This window comes from Oceaniglobus ichthyenteri (assembly GCF_003057885.1).
Lineage (GTDB): Bacteria > Pseudomonadota > Alphaproteobacteria > Rhodobacterales > Rhodobacteraceae > Oceaniglobus > Oceaniglobus ichthyenteri.
In genome coordinates, this window is sequence record NZ_QAGK01000004.1 from 261,940 (window position 1) to 281,419 (window position 19,480).

Here is a 19,480-nt window from a genome sequence, read left to right on the forward strand (position 1 = left end):
CAATGAATGACCATGCTGAAATTATGACCGATACCGCCACCGAAATTCCTTCGGATTTCCTGTTTGATAAAGAGCATCCAATTTTGCCGGTGCCGTTTACCGCCCGATTTGGCGATGGCAAATATTATGGCACCGGCATGTCGCTGACCGCCTTTTATCTGAAAGTGCCCGGCGGCGCGGTCGAAGTCGGCAGCGAGCATATCGTGAAACTGGAATTCAATTTCGAAGGCTTCACAATTGATCTGTTCCCCGAAGTGCGGATCAGCGGCGTACAAGGCGAAGATGTGGTCATGCAATTCATTGACCCGGCCGGGGCACATTTGCCGCAACTGCGTTATATCCTGAACAGTTTTATCGCGGGTGACTTTGTTTCTCTTGGCTCAATGCTGTCGTATACGGGGCCGGCCAAACCGAAAGCCGCCAAAAGCGATATTGGCGCGGGCAATGTCGGGGTGCGTTCGATCCGCCGAATCGGTGCAATTGCCTTGTCCGTCGTTTTGATTGCGGCGGCGGGGGCCACAATCTGGGAACGCTATACCACCAGCTATGAACCGCGCCCGGTTTTCGTGGCCCGCAGTGGCAATGACATGCGCGCCACATCGGCAGGCCAGATTTCATTCATTAACCCCGATGCCAAAGAAGGCGATGTCTTATACGCAATCAGCGCCAATACCGGCGACACATTGAATTTCATGTTGCCCTGCGATTGTGAGTTTGGCCTTAAAGATGGCATATATAAAGGCGCAACTGTTCTTCCTTCGGACCCAATTCTGACAATTTTCGACAATAACACTGATGTCAGAGTGCAATCGCAGATGAGTATCGAAGGACTGACCAAGGCAGTGAACGGCGAACAAGTATATCTTGATCTCAGTGACGGACGTTCGGTTCCGGTTCAGGTTATTCAAACCTCGGCCACCACCGAAGCCGCGTTGCGAGGAGATCTTTATATGCCCGTCGTTCTGAAAGCCGAGCCGGGGGCATTGGGGGCCGATGATATCGGAAAACCCGCCCGCGTTCGCCTGACCAAGCAGTTGTTCGGTGGTTTTATCTAATTTAGAGCCAAGGGAACTTTACGTTATGACGAATATTCATCCTCTTATCATCTGCGGTGGCAATGGCACACGGCTTTGGCCGATGTCGCGCACCCAAAGCCCAAAGCAGTTTCAGCGGATTGGGGATGAAAATTCGCACACGTTTTTCCAATCCGCGGTCGAACGTCACTGCGGCGAAGGGTTTGAACCCCCGGTGATCGTTTCATCGGTGCGTCACCGCAATACGGTGACCAGCCAATTGCGCGAAATCGACAGCCCGGCGCAGTTCATTTACGAACCGATGGGCCGTAACACCGGCCCGGCGGTGTTGGCCGCAGCATTGCATCTTTACGCCCAGAATCCAAAGGCGCTGATGCTGGTCATTCCCGCCGATCATGTGATCGAGGGCGATATCAATACCACCATCCTGGCCATGCGCGATGCCGCCGAGGCGGGATATGTTGTGACCTTTGGCATTAAACCGCGTTATGCCGAAACCGGATTTGGCTATATCACCGATGGCGGCCCGATTGCCGGGTTTGACGGGCTGCACAGCGTGCATCGTTTTGTCGAAAAGCCGCCCCTGCGCAAAGCCAAATTATTGGTGGAATCCGAAATTGCCTATTGGGCCTCGGGCATTTCGATGTTTGCTGCCGCGACGATCATCGAAGAATATCAAAAATTCGATCCTGACAGTTTCATTGCCGTGCAACAGGCCCTGGCCCACGCCACCAGCAATGCGCGCGGCACATTGTTGAACCCCGATCATTTTCGCCACGCCGCCGATTTGCCCACCGAACAGGTGGTATTTGAAAAGACCAAGAAAATCGCCCTTGCTCCGCTGCATGTGGATTGGTCCGATGTGGGCAGTTGGTCGGCGATGTATGGCATTTCCAAACCGAATCACGATGGCAATGTGTTGCAGGGCGATGTGATCGCGGTGGAAACCAAAAACTCGATGGTGCGCAGTGATACACGGCTGGTTTCGGTGGTGGGGATGAGCGATGTGATCATCATCGACACACCCGACGCATTGTTGGTGACAAAGGTGGGCCATTGCCAGAATGTCAAAAAGGTGGCCAATCACCTTAAGGCGGCGCATCGCCAAGAGGCGGAAAAACACAACGGATCAACCGCCGAGTGGGGCAATTATAAAACCCTGGTCGACAAGAACGGGCTGAACATGTCGTCGGTCATGTTCAAGGCAGGTGCCGTGCTGGATATCGATCCGGCAACGCTGCGTGAAATTACCGTTGTTGCGGGCACATTGATGATCAGCAATGGCAAAACCCAGACCATTTTGACCGAAGGCGAACGCGCGCTGTTGGACAGCAAGGTGATCAGCCGCCTGTCAAACCGTACGGATGAACCGGTCGAGATGCTGATCATGACGCAATCGGGCGATTTGGGCCTGATCGACAGTTTGGCGGTGGTGCCTGCCGGTGCCGCCCCCGAACCCCAGCGCCCGGATGCCCCGGCGCGCACCCTGGCCCATGAAACGGTGCACAATGTTCGACCTGCTTGATCGCATGAAACCCATGGTCCGGCGCGCGGTGCTGGCGCTGGTTGGTGGTTTCTTGACCGCTGGTGTGGCCCTGGCCGCCACCGACCGCGTCGAAGACCGCGCCCTGCGCGATGGGATCACCGCCTTGGCCGCCATGGTGGCCGATCCAGCACAGGCATCGGCCCCGGCGCAAACATTGTTGCAACAGGCGGGTCTGGCCAGTTTGGTGGCGCCCACGGCCCCGCCCGGGCCAATTCGCCCGCCCGCCAACCCGGTGCGCAGCAACAGCCCGGTCGAGGCACAGCCTCTCGATATGCGGCTGGCGCTGACGATGCTGACCCAGATCGCCGGTGCGCGTGACACCCAGGCGGTGCTGACCGCCCAAGGGCCCGAAAGCGATCTGCGCGCGCTGGTCATTCGCAAGGGCGATGCCACTTTGACTGATGTGGCGCTGTTTTTGTCGCATTATCGGTTGCAAGACACGGCAGCGGGCGATCTGATCCTGCGCGTGCCGCTGGTGATCTGGGAAGGCGCGACCCTGACCCTGAAGCCCGGTGAAACCCTGCGCCTGTCACGCCCGGATGGGGCATTTATGGTGAATTTCGGCCATATCACCATGGAAGGCGCGACCGCCCGTATCGAGGGCGACGTAAACCCATACCTTGCCCGCTTTGCCCCGTTCATGACCACGGCAGGCAGCGGCACGTTTTATATACAAAACAGTGAGTTTCACGACCTTGGCTTTGGCCGCACCCGTGCCTTTGCCGGGTTTTCGATGATGCGGAACAACCTGATGGTGGTGCGCAATCGCAGCTTTATTCGCGACAGTCTGTTCCGGGGCACCGTTTCGGTGGTGGTCAGCGGCGCGTCCGACGTCGCACTGACCGGGAACCGGGTGTTTGATGCGCGCGGCGAAGGCATGATCGTGGCGGGCAGCCCGCGCGCCAACATGGTGTCCAACATCATTGTGGGCGATTCAAAATTCAACGCCTTGCAGGTGGTCGAAGGATCGGTGGATGCGGTGGTGTCGGGCAACGTGGTGTTGAACGGTGAAAAAGCCGGGATCGTCGTGCGTTCAAACAGCCATCGGCCCCATGTGGCCAACAACATCGTCTGGCACCGCAAAGGCGGCGGCATCACGGTGGATCATGCCAATTGCGCAAATGTTCAGGCGAATTTCGTGTTGGACAACAGCCAGAAAGGCATCGAAGTCCGCTCCTCGGATGGGGCCTTGGTGCGGGATAATCACCTGATTCAAAACCAAAGTGCCGGCATCTGGATTTCAGCCCAAGAGCCAGAGGCACGCACATTCGTGGTGCAAAACGTGTTGCATGCCAACCGCTCGGGCCTGGCCACGGCCACCGCGCAAGAGGTGATCTTGCAAGGCAATGATTTTCGCGGCCAATTCCCACAGTTTTTGTCGGGGGATGTGGCCGGGCAAAGCCGCCATATTGCCGAAAACATGCAGGGCACACAGCCGATGTTGTTGACCGCGTCGGGTGTGTCGGTGGTACCCAGCGCCATCGGCAATTGTGCAACCCATTGAAAGGACGCGCCGTGACCCTTCGTTCCTTGATTCTGATGGTGCCTGTGGTGGTGTTTACCACCGGCGCCTTGGCGCAAAGCGTGCCGTTGACCATGCCGGTTGATCCCGAAACCGCGAAAATCAGTGTTGTGACCGACGAAGGCATCACCAGCACCGCGCAATTGCCCACAACCGCCCTGCGTGATCTGCGCCGGGCGATGAACGAGGGCGCCGTGTTGGAAGATGACGATCTGCGCGCCCTGGCCGACCGCGGCGACAGCGTTGCCGCCTGGAAATTGGTGAAACGGCTGCGCGTTGACGGCGGCGCACCTGCCGATGTGGCCCATTATGCGGCGACGGCGGCGGCGGCGGGGCGGGTTTATGCGCTGAACGATATGATACAGGCGATGCATCGTCTGGAACCGGGGCAGGTGACCGGCGCGCGGTTGAACCATCTGATTGCGGTTCTCTATGCCCATGCCTGGGTGGGAAACTCCGTGGCCCTGGATGCGGTGATTTCGTTTAACGGCGAAGGGCGGCTGTTTGGCGCCCTGTCCGACGCCACGCGCGCGCGGATATTGGAGCAGGCCGAAACCATGGATGGGCGGGTCGAACTGCGCTTTGCGCTGGATCTGCTGGCCAAGGACGACCTGAGCGAGGCCGAAAAGGCGCGCGCCACAAGTTATCTTGCCAAGGCGCAAGCATCGAAAAATCTGGCCGTCATGACGACGGCCCAAAATCTGATCGCCCTGATGAACGCTGATACAGCGCAAGGCGGCATACAAAACTGAGGTTTGGAGACAGTGATGAAGCGACTGGTGGGGCTGGTCTTTGCATTGAGTACGGGCATGATCGGAGCGTTTCAGGCACAGGCCCAATCGGCCTATGGGTGTTCCAATCTTGCAGGGCTCAACGATATGCCGGTGATCGAGGGGCGGGGCGGCGTATTTTTCCGCATTCACCCCGATATGCATAATTTCTATCCGTTTTCGGATGACACCGTGGATCAGGTGGGCGAGCTGTCCGAGGCGCTGGCCGCCACCGGCACAACCCTGATTTATCTGCCGGTGCCCACCAAAAGCCTGGCCATGCCCGGGTTCCTGACCGCCGAGGCCGAGGATTTCGGGTTTGATGCGGATATGGCCACCACGGTGTATCTGGATATCGTCAAACGTCTGGAACAGCGCGGCGTGGCGACGGCGGATGTGCGCAAACCGATGATTGGCACGCAATTCAGCGATCCGGCGTTCTTTCAGGCCGATCACCGCTGGACCCCGGCAGGCGCGCGTTTGGCGGCACAGGCGGTGGCAACCCGTCTGGCGCAGGTGCCGGAATTTAGCGGTGTGGCCGGATCGGGCTTTACCTCGGCCCCGTCGGGCAGCGTGACGTTGGAATCCGATATGTTTGCGCAGATTCAGCAGCATTGCCAATTGGCCCTGCCGCCGGTGATCACCGCCAGCTATGCCACCGCGCGCAGCGGTGGGGTGGTGCAACCGGGCGACAATTCGATTTTCGGCAGCGCCCAAGGCAGCCGCCGGATTGCAGTGGTCGGCACCGAATTTACCGGCGAACCGGCCAGCAATTTTGCCGGTTTCCTGTCGGAATCCACGGGCCTCGATGTGGTGCAATATAATGTCACTGACGGCGGTGCCTTTGGCGCGATCTCGTCCTATCTGACTTCGGATGCCTTTCAGACGGCGCGCCCGTCGGTTTTGATCTGGGAAGTCCCGGTCGAGGCAAACCTGGCCCAGTGGGGCGATCAGCCGATGCGCGAATTGATCGCGGCGGGGGGCAATACCTGCCGTGTGCCGCTGAACCTGTTTTCAACCGGCGCACCGAATAAGGTGAGTGTTGATCTGAACTCATTGGATGCAGGGTTGGATTATACCCTGTTTGTCGATGGCGCGGGCGCCACCAGCCCCGAGGCGACATTCACGTTTAAGGCGCGCAATGGCGAAACCCGGTCACGCACCGTCATCCGCCACCCCGATCAACGCCACACCGGGCGCTTTGCCATGCCGATGTCGGGCCTGTGGCCTGATGGTGTGTCGGGCGTCGAGATTGAGTTGAGCGAACCCTTTGGCAGCAGCCCCCGTGTTGTCGCCTGTTTTTACGCCGGGAAGGGCTGATTGAAATGCTGAAATCCCTGACCTCTGCCGCCTTGTCTGTGGCTGTTTTCCTGTCTGTCATGGGCACCGCGCCCGCCCAGGCGCGCACCATTGAATTGGCGTTCCTGCCCCCCGCGTTAGAGCCGCAAGACATCTGCCGCACCCCGCGCGATGCCACCGAAGATGACCTGACCACCGAAGGCGGCGATGAAGAGCTGACCGACCGGTTGCGGATACAATATCTGGGTCGCGATATTCGCCGCCATCAGGCCGATGATGCCGACCGCTGGTTTGATTGGATCGACACCCTGATCACCCGCATGGCGGTGGTCGATGAAAATTTCGTCGGCAGCGAAGAATTGCTGGCGCGTGTTGCGCTGCATATCGATGCCGGGCGGCTGGATGAACTGCGCGACGCGAAACTGGTCGATCAACTGCGCCAGATGTCGGATCAGTTGACCAACAACCAACGCCTGATCGTGGCACAATATTTCATGACCGGCATCGGCACCGCCCGCGATGAAGATTTTGCGCGCGAACTGATTTTGGCGGCGGCCTTTGGCGGCAATGCCAACGCCCTGTTGCAACTGGCCAAGCTGGAGCTTGAGGGCAAGCCGGTTGATGGCTGGGATGCGCCGCTTGATCTGACCGTGACGATGGCCTTTGGCGGGCTGTTGGGGCAATTGACGCCCACGGTCTGTGGCCGGGCCGAACGCATTGCACGCCAGTATGAACAGGGCGACGTGGTCAGCCAAAATGGCCAGATCGCCTATGCCTGGTACAAATTTGCCGCCGATATGGGCAGTGCCACGGGTGCCTGGCGGGTGGTGGAATACCACCTCGCGGCGGATGCGATTGAAAAAGACAATGCCGTGATGCTGCAATATCTGCGGCTGGCGGCACAGCGCGGCATCGCCATTTCCGAAGGTCAGGTCGACTCGCTTAAATCCAGTGGCGCGATTGACGAGGCTGAATTGCAGCGCATTCTGGGTTATAATTACTCTGAAGACACAGGGCGTCATCGCCCGGCTGTGTCGCCTTATTTCAACCTTGCGGTGAATATCGACGGGATTGAGGCCGATCCCGACGATTCGCTTTATATGAAATACCTGCGCGAACTGATCGCGCTGCCCGGCACCCCCGGTTTCGTTTATACCAATCTGGCCAAAGACATTCTTGTGCGCCGGGGTCGTTGGGCCGGTGAGGCCGAAGCGATAAGCCATCTGGAAACCGCCGTGTCCCTGCGTGATGGCGAAGGCACACAGATTTTGGGCAAGATGCTGGTGCGATACCGCGATGATCCCGCCCGCCTGAACCGCGCGATTGATCTGTTGACCGAGGCGGTAACCCGCCATGGGTTAAGCGAAGCGATGGACGATCTTGATGCGCTGTACCGTTGTCAGGCCCCCGATGCGCCGCGCCTGCGCGAGGCAAACACATGGGCGCGGAATTATCGTGCCGCCCTGCATCAAACAGTTGGCGTATCGGCCACCGATCTGATTGCGCTTGATCCGTTCAAGGAACCGCTGCGCATTGCACAAATCCAAACCCAGGCGTTGCAGGGGCGTGTGCAATCCCTGGCCAATTATCTTGAGCGGGTGCAGGTTGATCCGTTTGCCCGCGACGGCGCGCACCGTTTGTGGGCGGATCGTCTGGACAACTCCGATCAGGCGCTTGAGGCGTTTGCCGAACTGGAATTTGAACTGGCCACCAACCCGTTTGAACGCACCCTGGCGGTGGAATTGTTCCGCCGGATATATCTGAACAATGGCGTGACCACGGCATTGGATCTGGCGATTGCCCTGACCGAAGATAACGCCAAAGACCCGGCCATTGCGAAAGAGATCCTGGATCTGTTGGTACGCGCGGGCAATCGCGGCGAAGGTGCGGCAATTCGGCTGCGCGCGCGCCACTTGGCCCCGGCGATCAGCCACCGCGCAGTATATGAGGAATACGCCCAGATCATCGAGGACCGCGGCGATTTCCTGGCGCTGATGTTCGCGCTGCCGTTTGTGGCCCCGGAAAAATCTGCCGATTATTTCGACCGCGCCGTGTCGTTGATGAATTGCGGCACCAAGGATGTGGCCGAATTGGGCGATGCCCATGCTCTGCGCAACGCGCCTGATATGGCGTACCATTGGCAACAGGTGTCACTGAACATTGATGGTGGGCATGTGTTGTCGAAACTGCGCCTGTCGGATTTACAGATGGAAGTGTTTGACGAGGGTGCCGCGCCCTCGGAAATGCAGGTGTATCAGCGCGCCTTGGACGAGGGCGATCAAACGGCCCATCGTCGGCTGTACCGCCTGACCGGCGATCCCGATCTGCGTACCTATAACCCCGGCAAGGCCGCCGATCATCTGGCCGCCCTTGCCGGCAGTTCGGTGCCCGGCGATCAGGCTTGGGTATTGGCCAATTATCGCAAGGCGGTGGACGAGGTGCGTGATTTCGCCTCGGGGCGGTTTGATATCAATCAGTTGTACCAACAGGTTGCCCGCGAAGGCGACACCGACGCCAAGGTAGAATTCGCCATGCTGCTGCGCGATACGGCGCGCACCCCCGGCGATTTGGCCAGTTCCGCCAGATTGCTTGAGGAAGCGGCCGAGGCAGGCAATGGCATGGCGATGTTGGAGTTCGGATATGCCTTGGGATATGGCATCGGCATCCCGCGCAATCTGGATCAGGCATTGGGATGGCTGGAGCGGGCCGATCAGTTGGGTCAGGCACGCGCGGCGTCAGTGGCAGCATTGCTGCGTCTGAGTGGTCAGCAATGATCGGGCGCGGGGCGCTGGCGGCGTTGTTGATCATGGCGGGGCAGGGCGCGGCCCTGGCCGCCGATTGTGAACCGGCCCCCGAGCCGGTGTACAGTCTGGCCTATGGCAGCCGCTATTCCGATGCAGGATCGGGCAGCTCTACCTTGGATGAAAGTGCAAGCGAGGATGTGGATGAGGCGCTTGGCCCGATCGACGATTTCTTGCGATCCCTGACCGCCAAAGCCAACGAGGTATTCGCCGATGACGTGGATCGGCGCGCCATTGCCGATTGTGTGATCGGGCAAATGGCCACATGGGCACAGGCCGATGCCATGGGCGATCTGGTGTCGCGCACCGCAAACCTGACCATCGGTTCGCGGCTGTCGGCCTTTGGCATGGCGGCCTTGCAAGTGGCCCCCTACAGCACCCGCGCCCGCGAATTGAAACAGGTCAAGGATTGGTTGAACCGCCGCCAGCGCGCCCAGATGACTTTTTGGGAAACCGCGCCAAATGGGGCGGCGCAGGGCAATCTGCGCGCGTGGTCGGCGCTGGGGGCCAATACCATTGGCGAGCTGACCAATGATGCGGTGATGTTGGGCTGGTCGGCCTGGTCGGCAACATATATACTCTGCACTGCCGCCCCCGATGGCAGCCTGCCACAGGAAATGAGCCGGGGCCGTTTTGCGTTGCATTATCAATTACATGCGATTGCCCCGCTCAGCGTCACGGCGGCGCTGTTGCACCGGCAGGGCATGCCAATCGCCGATCAATGCGACGGGGCATTGAAACGGGTGGTGGAATTTGCCGCGCGCGATCTGGAAAATGGCGCGCAGAGCCAAGCGATTACCGGTGAAATACAAACGTTTTTCGATGGCTCGGATGAGATTGAGGGGTTCAACCTGGCGTGGATCGAATCCTATCTCACCCTGTATCGCGATCCCGCACTTGAGGCCCGCGCCGCACCGTTTCGCCCGCTGAGCCATTCAAAGCTGGGGGGCGATCAGACGGCGATCTGGACGAAGTGATGCGATCTGGCGTACTCTCCCACAACAGGAGGGTGTGCCATGAACATTTCGGCAGCTGCGAAAGCGGCGGATCTGACGGTGAAAACCGTGCGCTATTATGCCGATATCGGTCTGGTTGAACCGGCGGGGCGCACCGCCGCCGGGTATCGCCATTATGACGCCAGCGCCTTGCGCAAACTGGTGTTCGTGCGCCGCGCCCGCGCCTTTGGCTTTTCGGTCGACGAATGCCGCGATCTTTTGGGTCTGTATCAGGATCAAAGCCGCACCAGCGCCGAGGTGAAGCGTATCGCCCGCGCGCGTCTGGAACAGATCGAGGCGAAACAGCGCGAATTGCAATCGCTGCACGATACCCTGGCCGATCTGGTCAATCGATGCCACGGCGATGCGCGGCCCGATTGCCCAATCATCGATCATCTGGCCTAGGCGGCGCTGCCGCCCACGGTCAGCCCGCCAATCATCAGGCTGGGTTGGCCCACGCCCACCGGCACCCATTGGCCTGCCTTGCCGCAATTGCCGATGCCCGGATCAAGCGCCATATCATTGCCGATGGCGCGAATATTGCGCATGGCCGTGGCCCCATCGCCGATCAAAGTCGCGCCTTTGACGGGTGCGCCGACCACACCGTTTTTCACCCGGTACGCTTCGGTACAGGAGAACACGAATTTGCCGTTGGTGATATCAACCTGACCGCCGCCAAAACCCACGGCATAAATCCCATCTTTCAGATCGGCCAGAATTTCGCCCGGTGCCGCATCGCCCCCCAACATATAGGTGTTGGTCATGCGCGGCATCGGCGTATGGGCATGGCTTTGCCGCCGCCCGTTTCCGGTGGGCGATACCCCCATCAACCGGGCGTTTTGGCGGTCTTGCATATAGCCCACCAGAACGCCGTCTTCGATCAACACATTTTTGGCCGATGGCGTGCCTTCGTCATCGATGCTGATTGATCCACGCCGGTCAGGGATCGTACCGTCGTCCAATACGGTCACGCCCTTGGCGGCCACCTGTTGGCCGATCAACCCGGCAAAGGCGCTGGTGTTCTTGCGGTTGAAATCGCCCTCCAACCCGTGGCCCACCGCCTCGTGCAGCAAAATACCGGGCCAGCCGGGGCCAAGAACCACATCCATGATGCCCGCCGGGGCCGGTTCGGCCTCAAGATTGACGAGCGCGATTCGCAAGGCTTCGCGCGCCACGCCTTGCCAATGGTCGCGGGTGATCAGGCCGGTCAGGCCGGTGCGCCCACCGCCGCCCATGCCACCGGATTCGCGCCGCCCGTCCTGTTCGACGATCACCGAGATGTTCAGCCGGGTCATCGGGCGAATATCGCGCACGCTGTGCCCTTCAGGGCGCAGGATTTCGATTTCCTGAATCGACGCGGCCAGGGTCGCCGATACCTGCACGACGCGGGGGTCCAACGCGCGGGCAAAGGCATCGATTTCGCGCAGCGTGTCCAATTTTACCGAAAATACCGCGTCAGTCATCGGGTCATTGTCGGAATACAATTTCACGTTGGTGGCCCGTGGGGCATCGGCCAGGGTGCCGCCGCCATCACCCACCGCCAGACGCGCGGTTTCACTGGCGCGTTTCAGGGCCGCCTCTGATATTTCGCTGGAATGGGCATATCCGGCGGTTTCGCCGCGCACGGCGCGCAGCCCGAATCCTTCGGACGCGTTATAGCTGGCGGTGCGCACCCGCCCATCATCAAATGAGATCACTTCGGCGCGGCTGCGCTCCAGAAATAATTCACCGTCATCGGCCCCGGCGACGGCCGCGCGCAGGGTTGCAAGGGCGGTCTTTTGATCCAGATGGGTTTCGAACGGGCGGAAAACTGTGTCGGACATGGACGCTCCTGCAAAAAAATCGCTATAAAAACAGGCCAAGTGGCTGATTGCCGCATTGGATTGGCTTGTCCCTTTGCTTGTAATATGGTTTCAGAACAGCGGAACACAACGGGATACTGCCTGCAAAGGGGGGCCCGAACGGGGGCAACGCCGCCCCCATAGCCATAAACAGGAACCGGATATGCGCTTTCACACCAAAGTTGCGGGCCTTTTGGCCGGATGCACCACCGCCCTGACGGGTGCCGCCTCATGGGCCCAGGACGGGCTTGATGGGTTAGAAATTGTTGGCAAGCCAACAAATGGCGCAATGGGGTTTCAATACGCCGCTACGGAATTGGCCCGTGATCTTCACTGGTTGGATGGAATGATTCTGGTGATCATCACCGCGATCACCGTTCTGGTCACGGTATTGCTGGCCTATGTCGCAATTCGCCACAATCGCCGGGCCAATCCGGTGCCTGCGAAATTCTCGCATCACACACCGGTCGAAATTGCCTGGACCGTGCTGCCGATCGTGATTCTCGTGTTCATCGGCGCGTTTTCCCTGCCGGTTTTGTTCAAGCAACAAGAGATTCCCACAGCCGATGTCACGATCAAGGCGACAGGGTATCAGTGGTACTGGTCGTATGAATATCCCGATAGCGAATTTGTGTTCGACAGCTTCATGTTGAAGCGCGACGAGCTGGAAGACTATGGTTATACTCAGGCGGAATATCTGTTGGCGACCGACACAGCCATGGTCGTGCCGGTCAACAAGACCGTCGTGGTGCAGGTTACCGGTGGCGACGTGATCCATTCCTGGACCATCCCCGCCTTTGGCGTAAAACAGGACGGGATTCCCGGACGTTTGGCCGAACTGTGGTTCAAGGCCGAAAAAGAGGGTATCTATTTCGGCCAGTGTTCCGAGCTTTGTGGCAAAGACCATGCTTATATGCCAATCACCGTGAAAGTGGTAAGCCAAGAGGCATATGATCAATGGCTGACAGGCGCGATCGAAGAATATGCCGGTACGCCCGCCCTGAACAGCGGCGTTCAGGTGGCATTGGCCGACTGATCGATATTCGCGGCGGGGTCTGCCCGCCATCGATTCGATAACCGTTGGGCGGCGGGCCATCCGCCGCCCGCGTAAGGACCGCCCGAACCATAGGGAATGACATGACTGACGCCACGATCATCGATGCAGAATACGAAGCGCAATTTGGCGATTACTTTGCGTTGCTTAAACCGCGTGTGATGTCGTTGGTGGTGTTTACGGCATTCGTCGGACTGATGGTTGCGCCGGTGCAGGTGCATCCGATCATCGGCTTTTGCGCGGTTTTGTTCATTGCGGTGGGGGCCGGGGCCTCGGGCGCGCTGAACATGTGGTGGGATGCCGATATTGACGCGGTGATGAGCCGGACCGCCCGCCGCCCAATTCCGGCCGGCAAGGTCAGCGCCCAGGACGCACTGTCGCTTGGTCTGGCATTGTCGGGGTTTTCGGTGGTGATGCTGGGTCTGGCCACAAACCTTTTGGCCGCCGGGTTATTGGCGTTCACGATATTCTTTTACGCTGTGGTCTATTCCATGTGGCTGAAACGTTCGACGCCACAGAATATTGTGATCGGCGGCGCGGCGGGGGCGTTTCCCCCGGCGATCGGATGGGTTGCGGCCACGGGCAGTGTTTCGTTGGAAGCGGTGTTGATGTTTGCACTTATCTTCATGTGGACGCCGCCGCATTTCTGGGCTTTGGCGCTGTTCCTGAGAAAAGATTACAACAATGCCGGGGTGCCGATGCTGACCGTTACCCATGGCCGCAAGGTGACCCGCCAACACATTCTGGTCTATACCCTGCTGTTGGCACCTTTGGCGGTTTGGCTGGGTTTTACCCAGATCGGCGGCCCTGTTTATCTGACGGTGGCGGTTCTGGCCAATGGCTGGTTTGTCAAAGGGGCCTATGACATCTGGCGCCGCGATGAAAACATGGCCGAAGCCGATAAATACCGCACCGAAAAATCGTTTTTCCAGTTCTCGTTGCTGTACCTGTTTTTACATTTCCTGGCGCTGCTGGCCGATGCCAGCCTGCGCGCCGTGGGGTTTTTGTGATGGCAATGAAGACAGAACATGAACTGCACAAACGGCGATTCTCGCGAAACATGGGCGTCGGGCTTTTGTTGGTGGGGTTTGTCGTGATCATTTTCGGCTTGACCGTTGTAAAAGTGAAACAGCTGGGCGCCATTCAAGGGTTCGATCATGTGGTGCGGCCCGAATTGATCGCGCCCCAGGAAGGTGAGGCAGACAAATGACGGATGGTAAAACCAGAACGGCCGCCCAAGCCGCCGGTTTGGTGGTGATCATGGGCGCGTTGGCCTGGGCCTCGGTGCCATTTTACGATTGGTTCTGCCGCGTGACCGGCTTTGGCGGTGTGACCGCCGTTGGCCTTGGCGCGGATCAGGTGTTGGATCAGACCATTGCATTGCGGTTTGACGGCTCGGTCGAGCGGGGCATGCCGTGGGAATTCAAGCCGGTACAACGGCAGATGGAGATTCGCATCGGTGAAACCGGCCTGACCTTTTACGAGGCGTATAACCCCACCGACCGTGTGGTCGCCGGATCGGCCAGCTACAACGTTGCGCCGTTTCAGGCTGGCGGTTTCTTTACCAAAATCGATTGTTTTTGCTTTGAAGAGCAAATTCTGCAACCCGGCGAACGTGTGATGATGCCGGTTACTTTCTATGTCGATCCAGAAATTGTGGACGACCGCGAAGGGAAGTTTGTCAAACACATCACATTGTCGTACACGTTCTACGAAATTGACCTGCCCGAAGAGCAGGCCAGCCTTAGCCAATAATAGCAAGCCCCGAGAGGGCCCAAGACGAGGGAACGCCCATGGCGCACGAAAAGAACCACGATTACCACATCCTGCCGCCCTCCGTATGGCCGCTTTTTGGCGCGCTGGCTGGCTTTGTCATGCTATTTGGCGCTGTGCTGATGTTTCATGACATGGGCCCTTGGATGTTTCTGATTGGCCTCGCGGGCGTGCTGTACGTGATGTACGGCTGGTGGTCCGAGGTTGTGACCGAAGGCAACCAAGGCGATCACACGCCGGTTGTGCGCATCGGTCTGCGTTACGGCATCGTGTTTTTCATCGTCTCCGAGGTGATGTTTTTCGCCGCCTGGTTCTGGTCGTTCTTCAAACACGCGATGTATCCCATGGGCCCCGACAGCCCCGCCGTGGACGGTGTTTGGCCGCCCGCGGGCATTGAAACATTCGATCCATGGCATTTGCCGTTGATCAACACATTGATCCTGTTGTTGTCTGGCTGTGCCGCCACATGGGCGCACCACGCCTTGGCCCATGAAAACAACCGCAAGGATATGGCGACGGGCCTGATCCTGGCCGTGGCCTTGGGTGTGCTATTCACCATCTTCCAGGTCTATGAATACAGCCACGCGGCGTTTGGTTTCTCGGGCAATATCTATGGCGCCAACTTCTTTATGGCGACGGGATTTCACGGCTTTCACGTGGCGATCGGCACGATCTTCCTGTTTGTTTGTTATATGCGGGTGCGGGCCGGGCATTTCACCCAGGAACAGCACGTCGGATTTGAAGCCGCCGCCTGGTATTGGCATTTCGTTGATGTGGTGTGGTTGTTCCTGTTCGCCGCGATCTACGTCTGGGGCAGCTGAGCCTGCTGACGCAGGCGGCCTGCGGCGCGGATATTTGAAAAACAGAAATGAGGGGCGCGGGGAAACCCAGGCGCCCCTTGGTTTTGGAGACAGGGTGTATGGGGCGTATCGTCCTTCCGTTGGGATTTGGTCTGATCGGGTTTGGGATATTGCTATCCCTAGGCCTGTGGCAAATGCAAAGACTGACCTGGAAAGAGGGGGTTCTGGCCGAGATTTCCGCGCGTATTTCGGATGCGCCGGTTGATTTGCCTGTATCGCCGACAGCCGAGGTGGATCAGTATCTTGCGGTGACCGCGGCCGGAACGGTTTTGCCTGATATGTTGCGTGTTCTGGTCAGTCAAAAAGGCATTGGCGCGGGCTATCGGATTGTATCGCCTTTTGATCTGGGTGACCGTGTGGTGCTGTTGGACAGGGGCATCATGCCAGTGGCAGGCGCGGTGCCCGATGCCCCCACCGAGCGGGTGGTTGTAACCGGCAATCTGTTATGGCCCGATGAGATTGATGGATTCACCCCCGACCCTGATTTGGAAAAGAACATTTGGTTCGGGCGTGATCTGGCAGCGATGGCCGATCATTTTGGGACCGAGCCGGTTTTGATCGTGTTGCGCGAAAGCGCCTTTGACGATGCACCGATCCGCCCGGTTCCTGTTGGGGCTACTGGCATTCCCAACGATCATTTAGGATATGCCATCACCTGGTTTTCGCTGGCTCTGGTGTGGGCGGGGATGACAGGATTTTTCCTTTGGCGTATGACGCGCCAGCGGACAGAAGGATAAGACAGTTGCAATATGTCTCGACACGGGGCCAAGCGCCCGAATTGGGGTTTGAACAGGCCATGTTGGCCGGGCTGGCGCGGGATGGCGGGCTGTATGTGCCGCGCGATGTGCCGCAGATGTCGCAGGGTGATATTGCCGCATTGGCGGGCCTGTCCTATGAAGAGGTGGCGTTTCGGGTGATGCGCCCGTTTGTCGACCTGCCCGACGATGTGTTTCGCGGTTTGATCGGGACTGCTTATTCCGGGTTTGGCCATGCGGCGCGTGCGCCTTTAGTGCAACTGGGCAGCGGTCATTTTCTGTTAGAGCTGTTTCATGGCCCGACCTTGGCGTTCAAGGATTTCGCCATGCAATTGATCGGCCAGTTGTTTCAGGAAGCGATGGCGCGCAAGGGCGAGCGGATCACAATCGTTGGCGCCACATCGGGCGATACCGGATCGGCCGCGATCGAGGCATTTCGGGGTCTGGATGCGGTGGATGTGTTTATCCTGTTTCCCCATGGCCGGGTGTCGGATGTGCAACGCCGCCAAATGACCACCCCGGATGAGGCGAATGTGCATGCCTTGGCGGTGGATGGCGATTTTGATGATTGTCAGGCCGCCGTGAAGGCCATGTTCAACGATTTCGCGTTTCGTGATGGCGTGGGGCTGACCGCGATCAATTCAATCAACTGGGCGCGGGTTTTGGCGCAGGTGGTATATTACTTTTCGTCCGCTGTGGCGCTGGGTGCGCCGCATCGCAAGGTGAGTTTCACTGTGCCCACTGGCAATTTCGGCGATATTTTTGCCGGTTATATTGCCAAGAAGATGGGTCTGCCGATTGATCGTCTGGTGGTGGCAACCAACCGCAATGATATCTTGCATCGCACCCTGGCCAGTGGCGCGCATATGAAACAGGGGGTTGAACCCACGATCAGCCCGTCGATGGATATTCAGGTATCGTCGAATTTCGAACGGGCGCTGTTTGATGCTTATGGCCGCGATGGTGGGGCAGTGCGCCAGTTGATGGATGAATTGGCCCAAGGCGGGTTCACCGTGTCGCAAGGCGCGCTGCAATCCCTGCGTGAACATTTCGATTCGGGCCGGTGTGACGAGGCAGAAACCGCCGCCACAATCCGCGCCATCCACGTCGCCACCGGCGAAACCCTGTGCCCCCATTCCGCCGTTGGGGTCAAGGTGGCCGGTGAACATCTGAATCCGGCGATTCCGATGATCACCCTTGCCACGGCCCATCCTGCCAAGTTTCCCGATGCGGTTGAGGCGGCCACAGGCACACGTCCGCCGCTGCCCCCGCGCATGGCCGATCTGTTTGACCGGCCCGAACGCGTGACACGGGTGCCAAACACCCTGTCTGCCATCCAATCCCTGATTCGCGAGCGTATTTCCCAGTGACCGTACAAATCCACACCTTGTCCAATGGACTGCGTATCGTGACAGAACATATGCCGGGGCTTATGTCAGCCTCGGTCGGGGTTTGGATCACGGCGGGCGGGCGGCACGAACGGGCCGAACAAAACGGCATCGCGCATTTTCTGGAACATATGGCTTTCAAAGGCACCAAACGGCGCAGTGCCTTGCAGATTGCCGAGGCGATCGAGGATGTCGGCGGCTATATCAACGCCTATACCAGCCGCGAAATGACAGCCTATTACGCCCGGGTGTTGGAACCTGACGTGCCTTTGGCACTGGATGTGATTGCCGATATCGTTCTGAACCCGGTGTTTGACCCCCAAGAGATCGAGATTGAGCGCGGCGTGATCCTGCAAGAGATCGGTCAGGTACTGGATACGCCGGACGACATCGTGTTTGATTGGTTGCAAGAGGTGGCCTATCCCGATCAACCGATTGGCCGCTCAATCTTGGGCCCGGCTGAACGGGTCAGCGCATTTTCGAAATCGGATCTCGCCGGATTTGTCAAAGAACGCTATGCCCCCGGTGAGATGATCCTGGCCGCGGCCGGCGCTGTGGATCATGATGCCATCGTCAAAACGGCGGAAAAACTGTTTGGCGATCTGGCACCGCGCAAATCCAAACCTTTTGTGCCGGCGGTCTTTTCCGGCGGGGAACGCCGTGAGGCGCGTGAACTGGAACAGGTGCATTTCACCTTGGCCTTTGAGGCACCGGGATATCGCGACCCGGCGTTCTTTACCTCGCAGATTTATGCCAGTGCGTTGGGCGGCGGCATGTCATCGCGGCTGTTTCAGGAAGTGCGCGAAAAGCGTGGGCTGTGCTATTCGATCTTTGCACAGGCCGGCGCCTATGAAGATACCGGCATGATCACGGTCTATGCCGGCACAAGTGCGGGCCAGATCGGCGAATTGGCCGAACTGACGGTTGATGAACTGGGCCGTGCCGCCGCCGATATGGCCCCCGAGGAAGTGGCCCGTGCCCGGGCCCAGATGAAGGCCGGGTTGTTGATGGGGCTGGAAAGCCCATCGTCGCGCGCCGAACGTCTGGCGCGGTTGATTGCGATCTGGGATCGGGTGCCTGATCTGGATGAAACGATTGCCCGGATCGATGCGGTGACGACCGGTGATGTGCGCGATTTCGCGGCGCAACTGGCCGGGCAAAAGGCGGCGGCGATGGCGCTTTATGGTCCTGTCAAGAATGCGCCAACGCTTGACGCCCTCACGGCAAGGCTTGCCGCCTGATGCTTTTGTCGCGGCGCAAGGTTCGCATCGATACCGAACGGTTGACCTTGCGCGCCCCAAACCATGGCGATTACCGCCCGTGGAGCGCGCTGCGCCGGGAAAGCGCCGATTTTCTCATCCCATGGGAGCCGACCTGGTCGCCCGACCATCTGACGCGGAAAAGCTTTACCAATCGTGTCTATTGGGCGCAGCGATCAATCCACAATGGCACGGCGATGCCATTGTTTTTGATCCGGCGCGATGATGACACCCTGCTGGGTGCGATCACGCTGGACAACATCCGGCGCGGCCCGGCCCAATCGGGCACATTGGGATACTGGATCGGGGCCGAATACGCCCGACAGGGATACATGGCCGAAGCCATCGCAGGATTGGTACATCACGCGTTTCACGTTGTTGATATCAGCCGGGTCGAGGCGGCGTGCCTGGCCGAAAACGCCGCATCGCGCGCGGCATTGGAACGCAGTGGTTTCAAATACGAAGGTGTCGCGCAAAGCTATCTGCAGATCAACGGCAGATGGTGCAACCACGTGCTCTATTCCAATTTGCGCAGTGACCGGCGGGGCCGCACCACCGTTGGATAATCAACAGTTGCAGCGCC

18 protein-coding genes are annotated in these 19,480 nt (G+C 59.0%); 17 read left to right on the plus strand and 1 reads right to left on the minus strand.

Features of this window, described 5'->3' with window-relative positions; genetic code table 11:
* Window positions 1–2: 2 nt before the first annotated feature.
* Genes C8265_RS08585 through cueR form a run of 8 tightly spaced genes read left to right on the plus strand, consistent with a single transcriptional unit; the run spans window position 3 to window position 10,372 of the window.
* On the plus strand, window positions 3–1,055 hold the full coding sequence (locus C8265_RS08585; RefSeq protein WP_108483580.1) for a hypothetical protein: 1,053 nt from the start codon (window positions 3–5) through the stop codon (window positions 1,053–1,055).
* A 25-nt stretch (window positions 1,056–1,080) separates the two neighbouring features.
* Window positions 1,081–2,559, plus strand: a complete 1,479-nt coding sequence (locus C8265_RS08590) for a mannose-1-phosphate guanylyltransferase (protein WP_108483581.1) — start codon at window positions 1,081–1,083, stop codon at window positions 2,557–2,559.
* Complete coding sequence (locus C8265_RS08595) at window positions 2,543–4,084, plus strand: right-handed parallel beta-helix repeat-containing protein (protein ID WP_164512301.1); 1,542 nt, start codon at window positions 2,543–2,545, stop codon at window positions 4,082–4,084. The genes C8265_RS08590 and C8265_RS08595 overlap by 17 nt, the downstream gene beginning before the upstream one ends.
* Window positions 4,085–4,095: 11 nt before the next feature.
* The gene (locus tag C8265_RS08600) at window positions 4,096–4,854 is read left to right on the plus strand and encodes a hypothetical protein (protein WP_126623158.1); all 759 of its coding nucleotides are present in this window, start codon (window positions 4,096–4,098) and stop codon (window positions 4,852–4,854) included.
* A 15-nt stretch (window positions 4,855–4,869) separates the two neighbouring features.
* A complete protein-coding gene (locus C8265_RS08605; protein WP_108483584.1) occupies window positions 4,870–6,192 on the plus strand; it encodes an alginate O-acetyltransferase AlgX-related protein in 1,323 nt (440 codons plus the stop codon).
* A gap of 5 nt (window positions 6,193–6,197) precedes the next feature.
* On the plus strand, window positions 6,198–8,945 hold the full coding sequence (locus C8265_RS08610) for a tetratricopeptide repeat protein (RefSeq protein ID WP_108483585.1): 2,748 nt from the start codon (window positions 6,198–6,200) through the stop codon (window positions 8,943–8,945).
* A complete protein-coding gene (locus tag C8265_RS08615; protein WP_164512302.1) occupies window positions 8,942–9,949 on the plus strand; it encodes an alginate lyase family protein in 1,008 nt (335 codons plus the stop codon). Before C8265_RS08610 ends, C8265_RS08615 begins: the two co-directional genes overlap by 4 nt.
* A gap of 39 nt (window positions 9,950–9,988) precedes the next feature.
* Window positions 9,989–10,372, plus strand: coding sequence for a Cu(I)-responsive transcriptional regulator (cueR, locus tag C8265_RS08620; RefSeq protein WP_108483586.1), 384 nt, complete (start codon window positions 9,989–9,991; stop codon window positions 10,370–10,372).
* Here cueR and tldD read toward each other — a convergent pair.
* Entirely contained in the window at window positions 10,369–11,790 is a 1,422-nt protein-coding gene (gene tldD / locus C8265_RS08625; RefSeq protein ID WP_108483641.1) for a metalloprotease TldD, read from the minus strand. The two genes, cueR and tldD, sit on opposite strands and share 4 nt — an antisense overlap.
* Before the next feature lie 181 nt (window positions 11,791–11,971).
* On the opposite strand from tldD, the gene coxB reads away from it, so the two are divergent.
* The 9 genes from coxB to C8265_RS08670 all read left to right on the plus strand — a co-directional run bounded on the left by coxB (window position 11,972) and on the right by C8265_RS08670 (window position 19,463).
* Window positions 11,972–12,844, plus strand: coding sequence for a cytochrome c oxidase subunit II (gene coxB / locus C8265_RS08630; RefSeq protein WP_108483587.1), 873 nt, complete (start codon window positions 11,972–11,974; stop codon window positions 12,842–12,844).
* A 101-nt stretch (window positions 12,845–12,945) separates the two neighbouring features.
* The gene (gene cyoE, locus C8265_RS08635) at window positions 12,946–13,872 is read left to right on the plus strand and encodes a heme o synthase (RefSeq protein ID WP_108483588.1); all 927 of its coding nucleotides are present in this window, start codon (window positions 12,946–12,948) and stop codon (window positions 13,870–13,872) included.
* Window positions 13,872–14,072, plus strand: coding sequence for a hypothetical protein (locus C8265_RS08640; RefSeq protein WP_108483589.1), 201 nt, complete (start codon window positions 13,872–13,874; stop codon window positions 14,070–14,072). The genes cyoE and C8265_RS08640 overlap by 1 nt, the downstream gene beginning before the upstream one ends.
* Window positions 14,069–14,617: a cytochrome c oxidase assembly protein gene (locus C8265_RS08645; RefSeq protein ID WP_108483590.1), complete on the plus strand. Its 549-nt coding sequence runs from the start codon at window positions 14,069–14,071 to the stop codon at window positions 14,615–14,617. Before C8265_RS08640 ends, C8265_RS08645 begins: the two co-directional genes overlap by 4 nt.
* Window positions 14,618–14,655: 38 nt before the next feature.
* On the plus strand, window positions 14,656–15,456 hold the full coding sequence (locus C8265_RS08650; RefSeq protein WP_108483591.1) for a cytochrome c oxidase subunit 3: 801 nt from the start codon (window positions 14,656–14,658) through the stop codon (window positions 15,454–15,456).
* 98 nt (window positions 15,457–15,554) lie between these two features.
* On the plus strand, window positions 15,555–16,232 hold the full coding sequence (locus tag C8265_RS08655; protein WP_108483592.1) for an SURF1 family protein: 678 nt from the start codon (window positions 15,555–15,557) through the stop codon (window positions 16,230–16,232).
* 5 nt (window positions 16,233–16,237) lie between these two features.
* On the plus strand, window positions 16,238–17,620 hold the full coding sequence (gene thrC, locus C8265_RS08660) for a threonine synthase (protein WP_108483593.1): 1,383 nt from the start codon (window positions 16,238–16,240) through the stop codon (window positions 17,618–17,620).
* Window positions 17,617–18,879 carry a M16 family metallopeptidase gene (locus tag C8265_RS08665; RefSeq protein WP_108483594.1) on the plus strand — a complete coding sequence of 421 codons (1,263 nt, stop codon included), beginning with the start codon at window positions 17,617–17,619 and terminating at the stop codon, window positions 18,877–18,879. The genes thrC and C8265_RS08665 overlap by 4 nt, the downstream gene beginning before the upstream one ends.
* Complete coding sequence (locus tag C8265_RS08670; RefSeq protein WP_164512303.1) at window positions 18,879–19,463, plus strand: GNAT family N-acetyltransferase; 585 nt, start codon at window positions 18,879–18,881, stop codon at window positions 19,461–19,463. The genes C8265_RS08665 and C8265_RS08670 overlap by 1 nt, the downstream gene beginning before the upstream one ends.
* The last annotated feature ends 17 nt before the right edge of the window (window positions 19,464–19,480 follow it).

Excerpts from the sequence above, each read along its gene's own strand:
- coxB (WP_108483587.1), top strand. The coding sequence starts at position 11,972 with ATGCGCTTTCACACCAAAGTTGCGGGCCTTTTGGCCGGATGCACCACC.
- C8265_RS08645 (WP_108483590.1), top strand. The coding sequence starts at position 14,069 with ATGACGGATGGTAAAACCAGAACGGCCGCCCAAGCCGCCGGTTTGGTG.
- C8265_RS08610 (WP_108483585.1), top strand. The coding sequence starts at position 6,198 with ATGCTGAAATCCCTGACCTCTGCCGCCTTGTCTGTGGCTGTTTTCCTG.
- C8265_RS08590 (WP_108483581.1), top strand. The coding sequence starts at position 1,081 with ATGACGAATATTCATCCTCTTATCATCTGCGGTGGCAATGGCACACGG.
- C8265_RS08655 (WP_108483592.1), top strand. The coding sequence starts at position 15,555 with ATGGGGCGTATCGTCCTTCCGTTGGGATTTGGTCTGATCGGGTTTGGG.
- cyoE (WP_108483588.1), top strand. The coding sequence starts at position 12,946 with ATGACTGACGCCACGATCATCGATGCAGAATACGAAGCGCAATTTGGC.
- C8265_RS08595 (WP_164512301.1), top strand. The coding sequence starts at position 2,543 with ATGTTCGACCTGCTTGATCGCATGAAACCCATGGTCCGGCGCGCGGTG.
- cueR (WP_108483586.1), top strand. The coding sequence starts at position 9,989 with ATGAACATTTCGGCAGCTGCGAAAGCGGCGGATCTGACGGTGAAAACC.
- C8265_RS08615 (WP_164512302.1), top strand. The coding sequence starts at position 8,942 with ATGATCGGGCGCGGGGCGCTGGCGGCGTTGTTGATCATGGCGGGGCAG.
- C8265_RS08605 (WP_108483584.1), top strand. The coding sequence starts at position 4,870 with ATGAAGCGACTGGTGGGGCTGGTCTTTGCATTGAGTACGGGCATGATC.
- C8265_RS08585 (WP_108483580.1), top strand. The coding sequence starts at position 3 with ATGAATGACCATGCTGAAATTATGACCGATACCGCCACCGAAATTCCT.
- C8265_RS08650 (WP_108483591.1), top strand. The coding sequence starts at position 14,656 with ATGGCGCACGAAAAGAACCACGATTACCACATCCTGCCGCCCTCCGTA.
- tldD (WP_108483641.1), bottom strand. The coding sequence starts at position 11,790 with ATGTCCGACACAGTTTTCCGCCCGTTCGAAACCCATCTGGATCAAAAG.
- C8265_RS08670 (WP_164512303.1), top strand. The coding sequence starts at position 18,879 with ATGCTTTTGTCGCGGCGCAAGGTTCGCATCGATACCGAACGGTTGACC.
- C8265_RS08640 (WP_108483589.1), top strand. The coding sequence starts at position 13,872 with ATGGCAATGAAGACAGAACATGAACTGCACAAACGGCGATTCTCGCGA.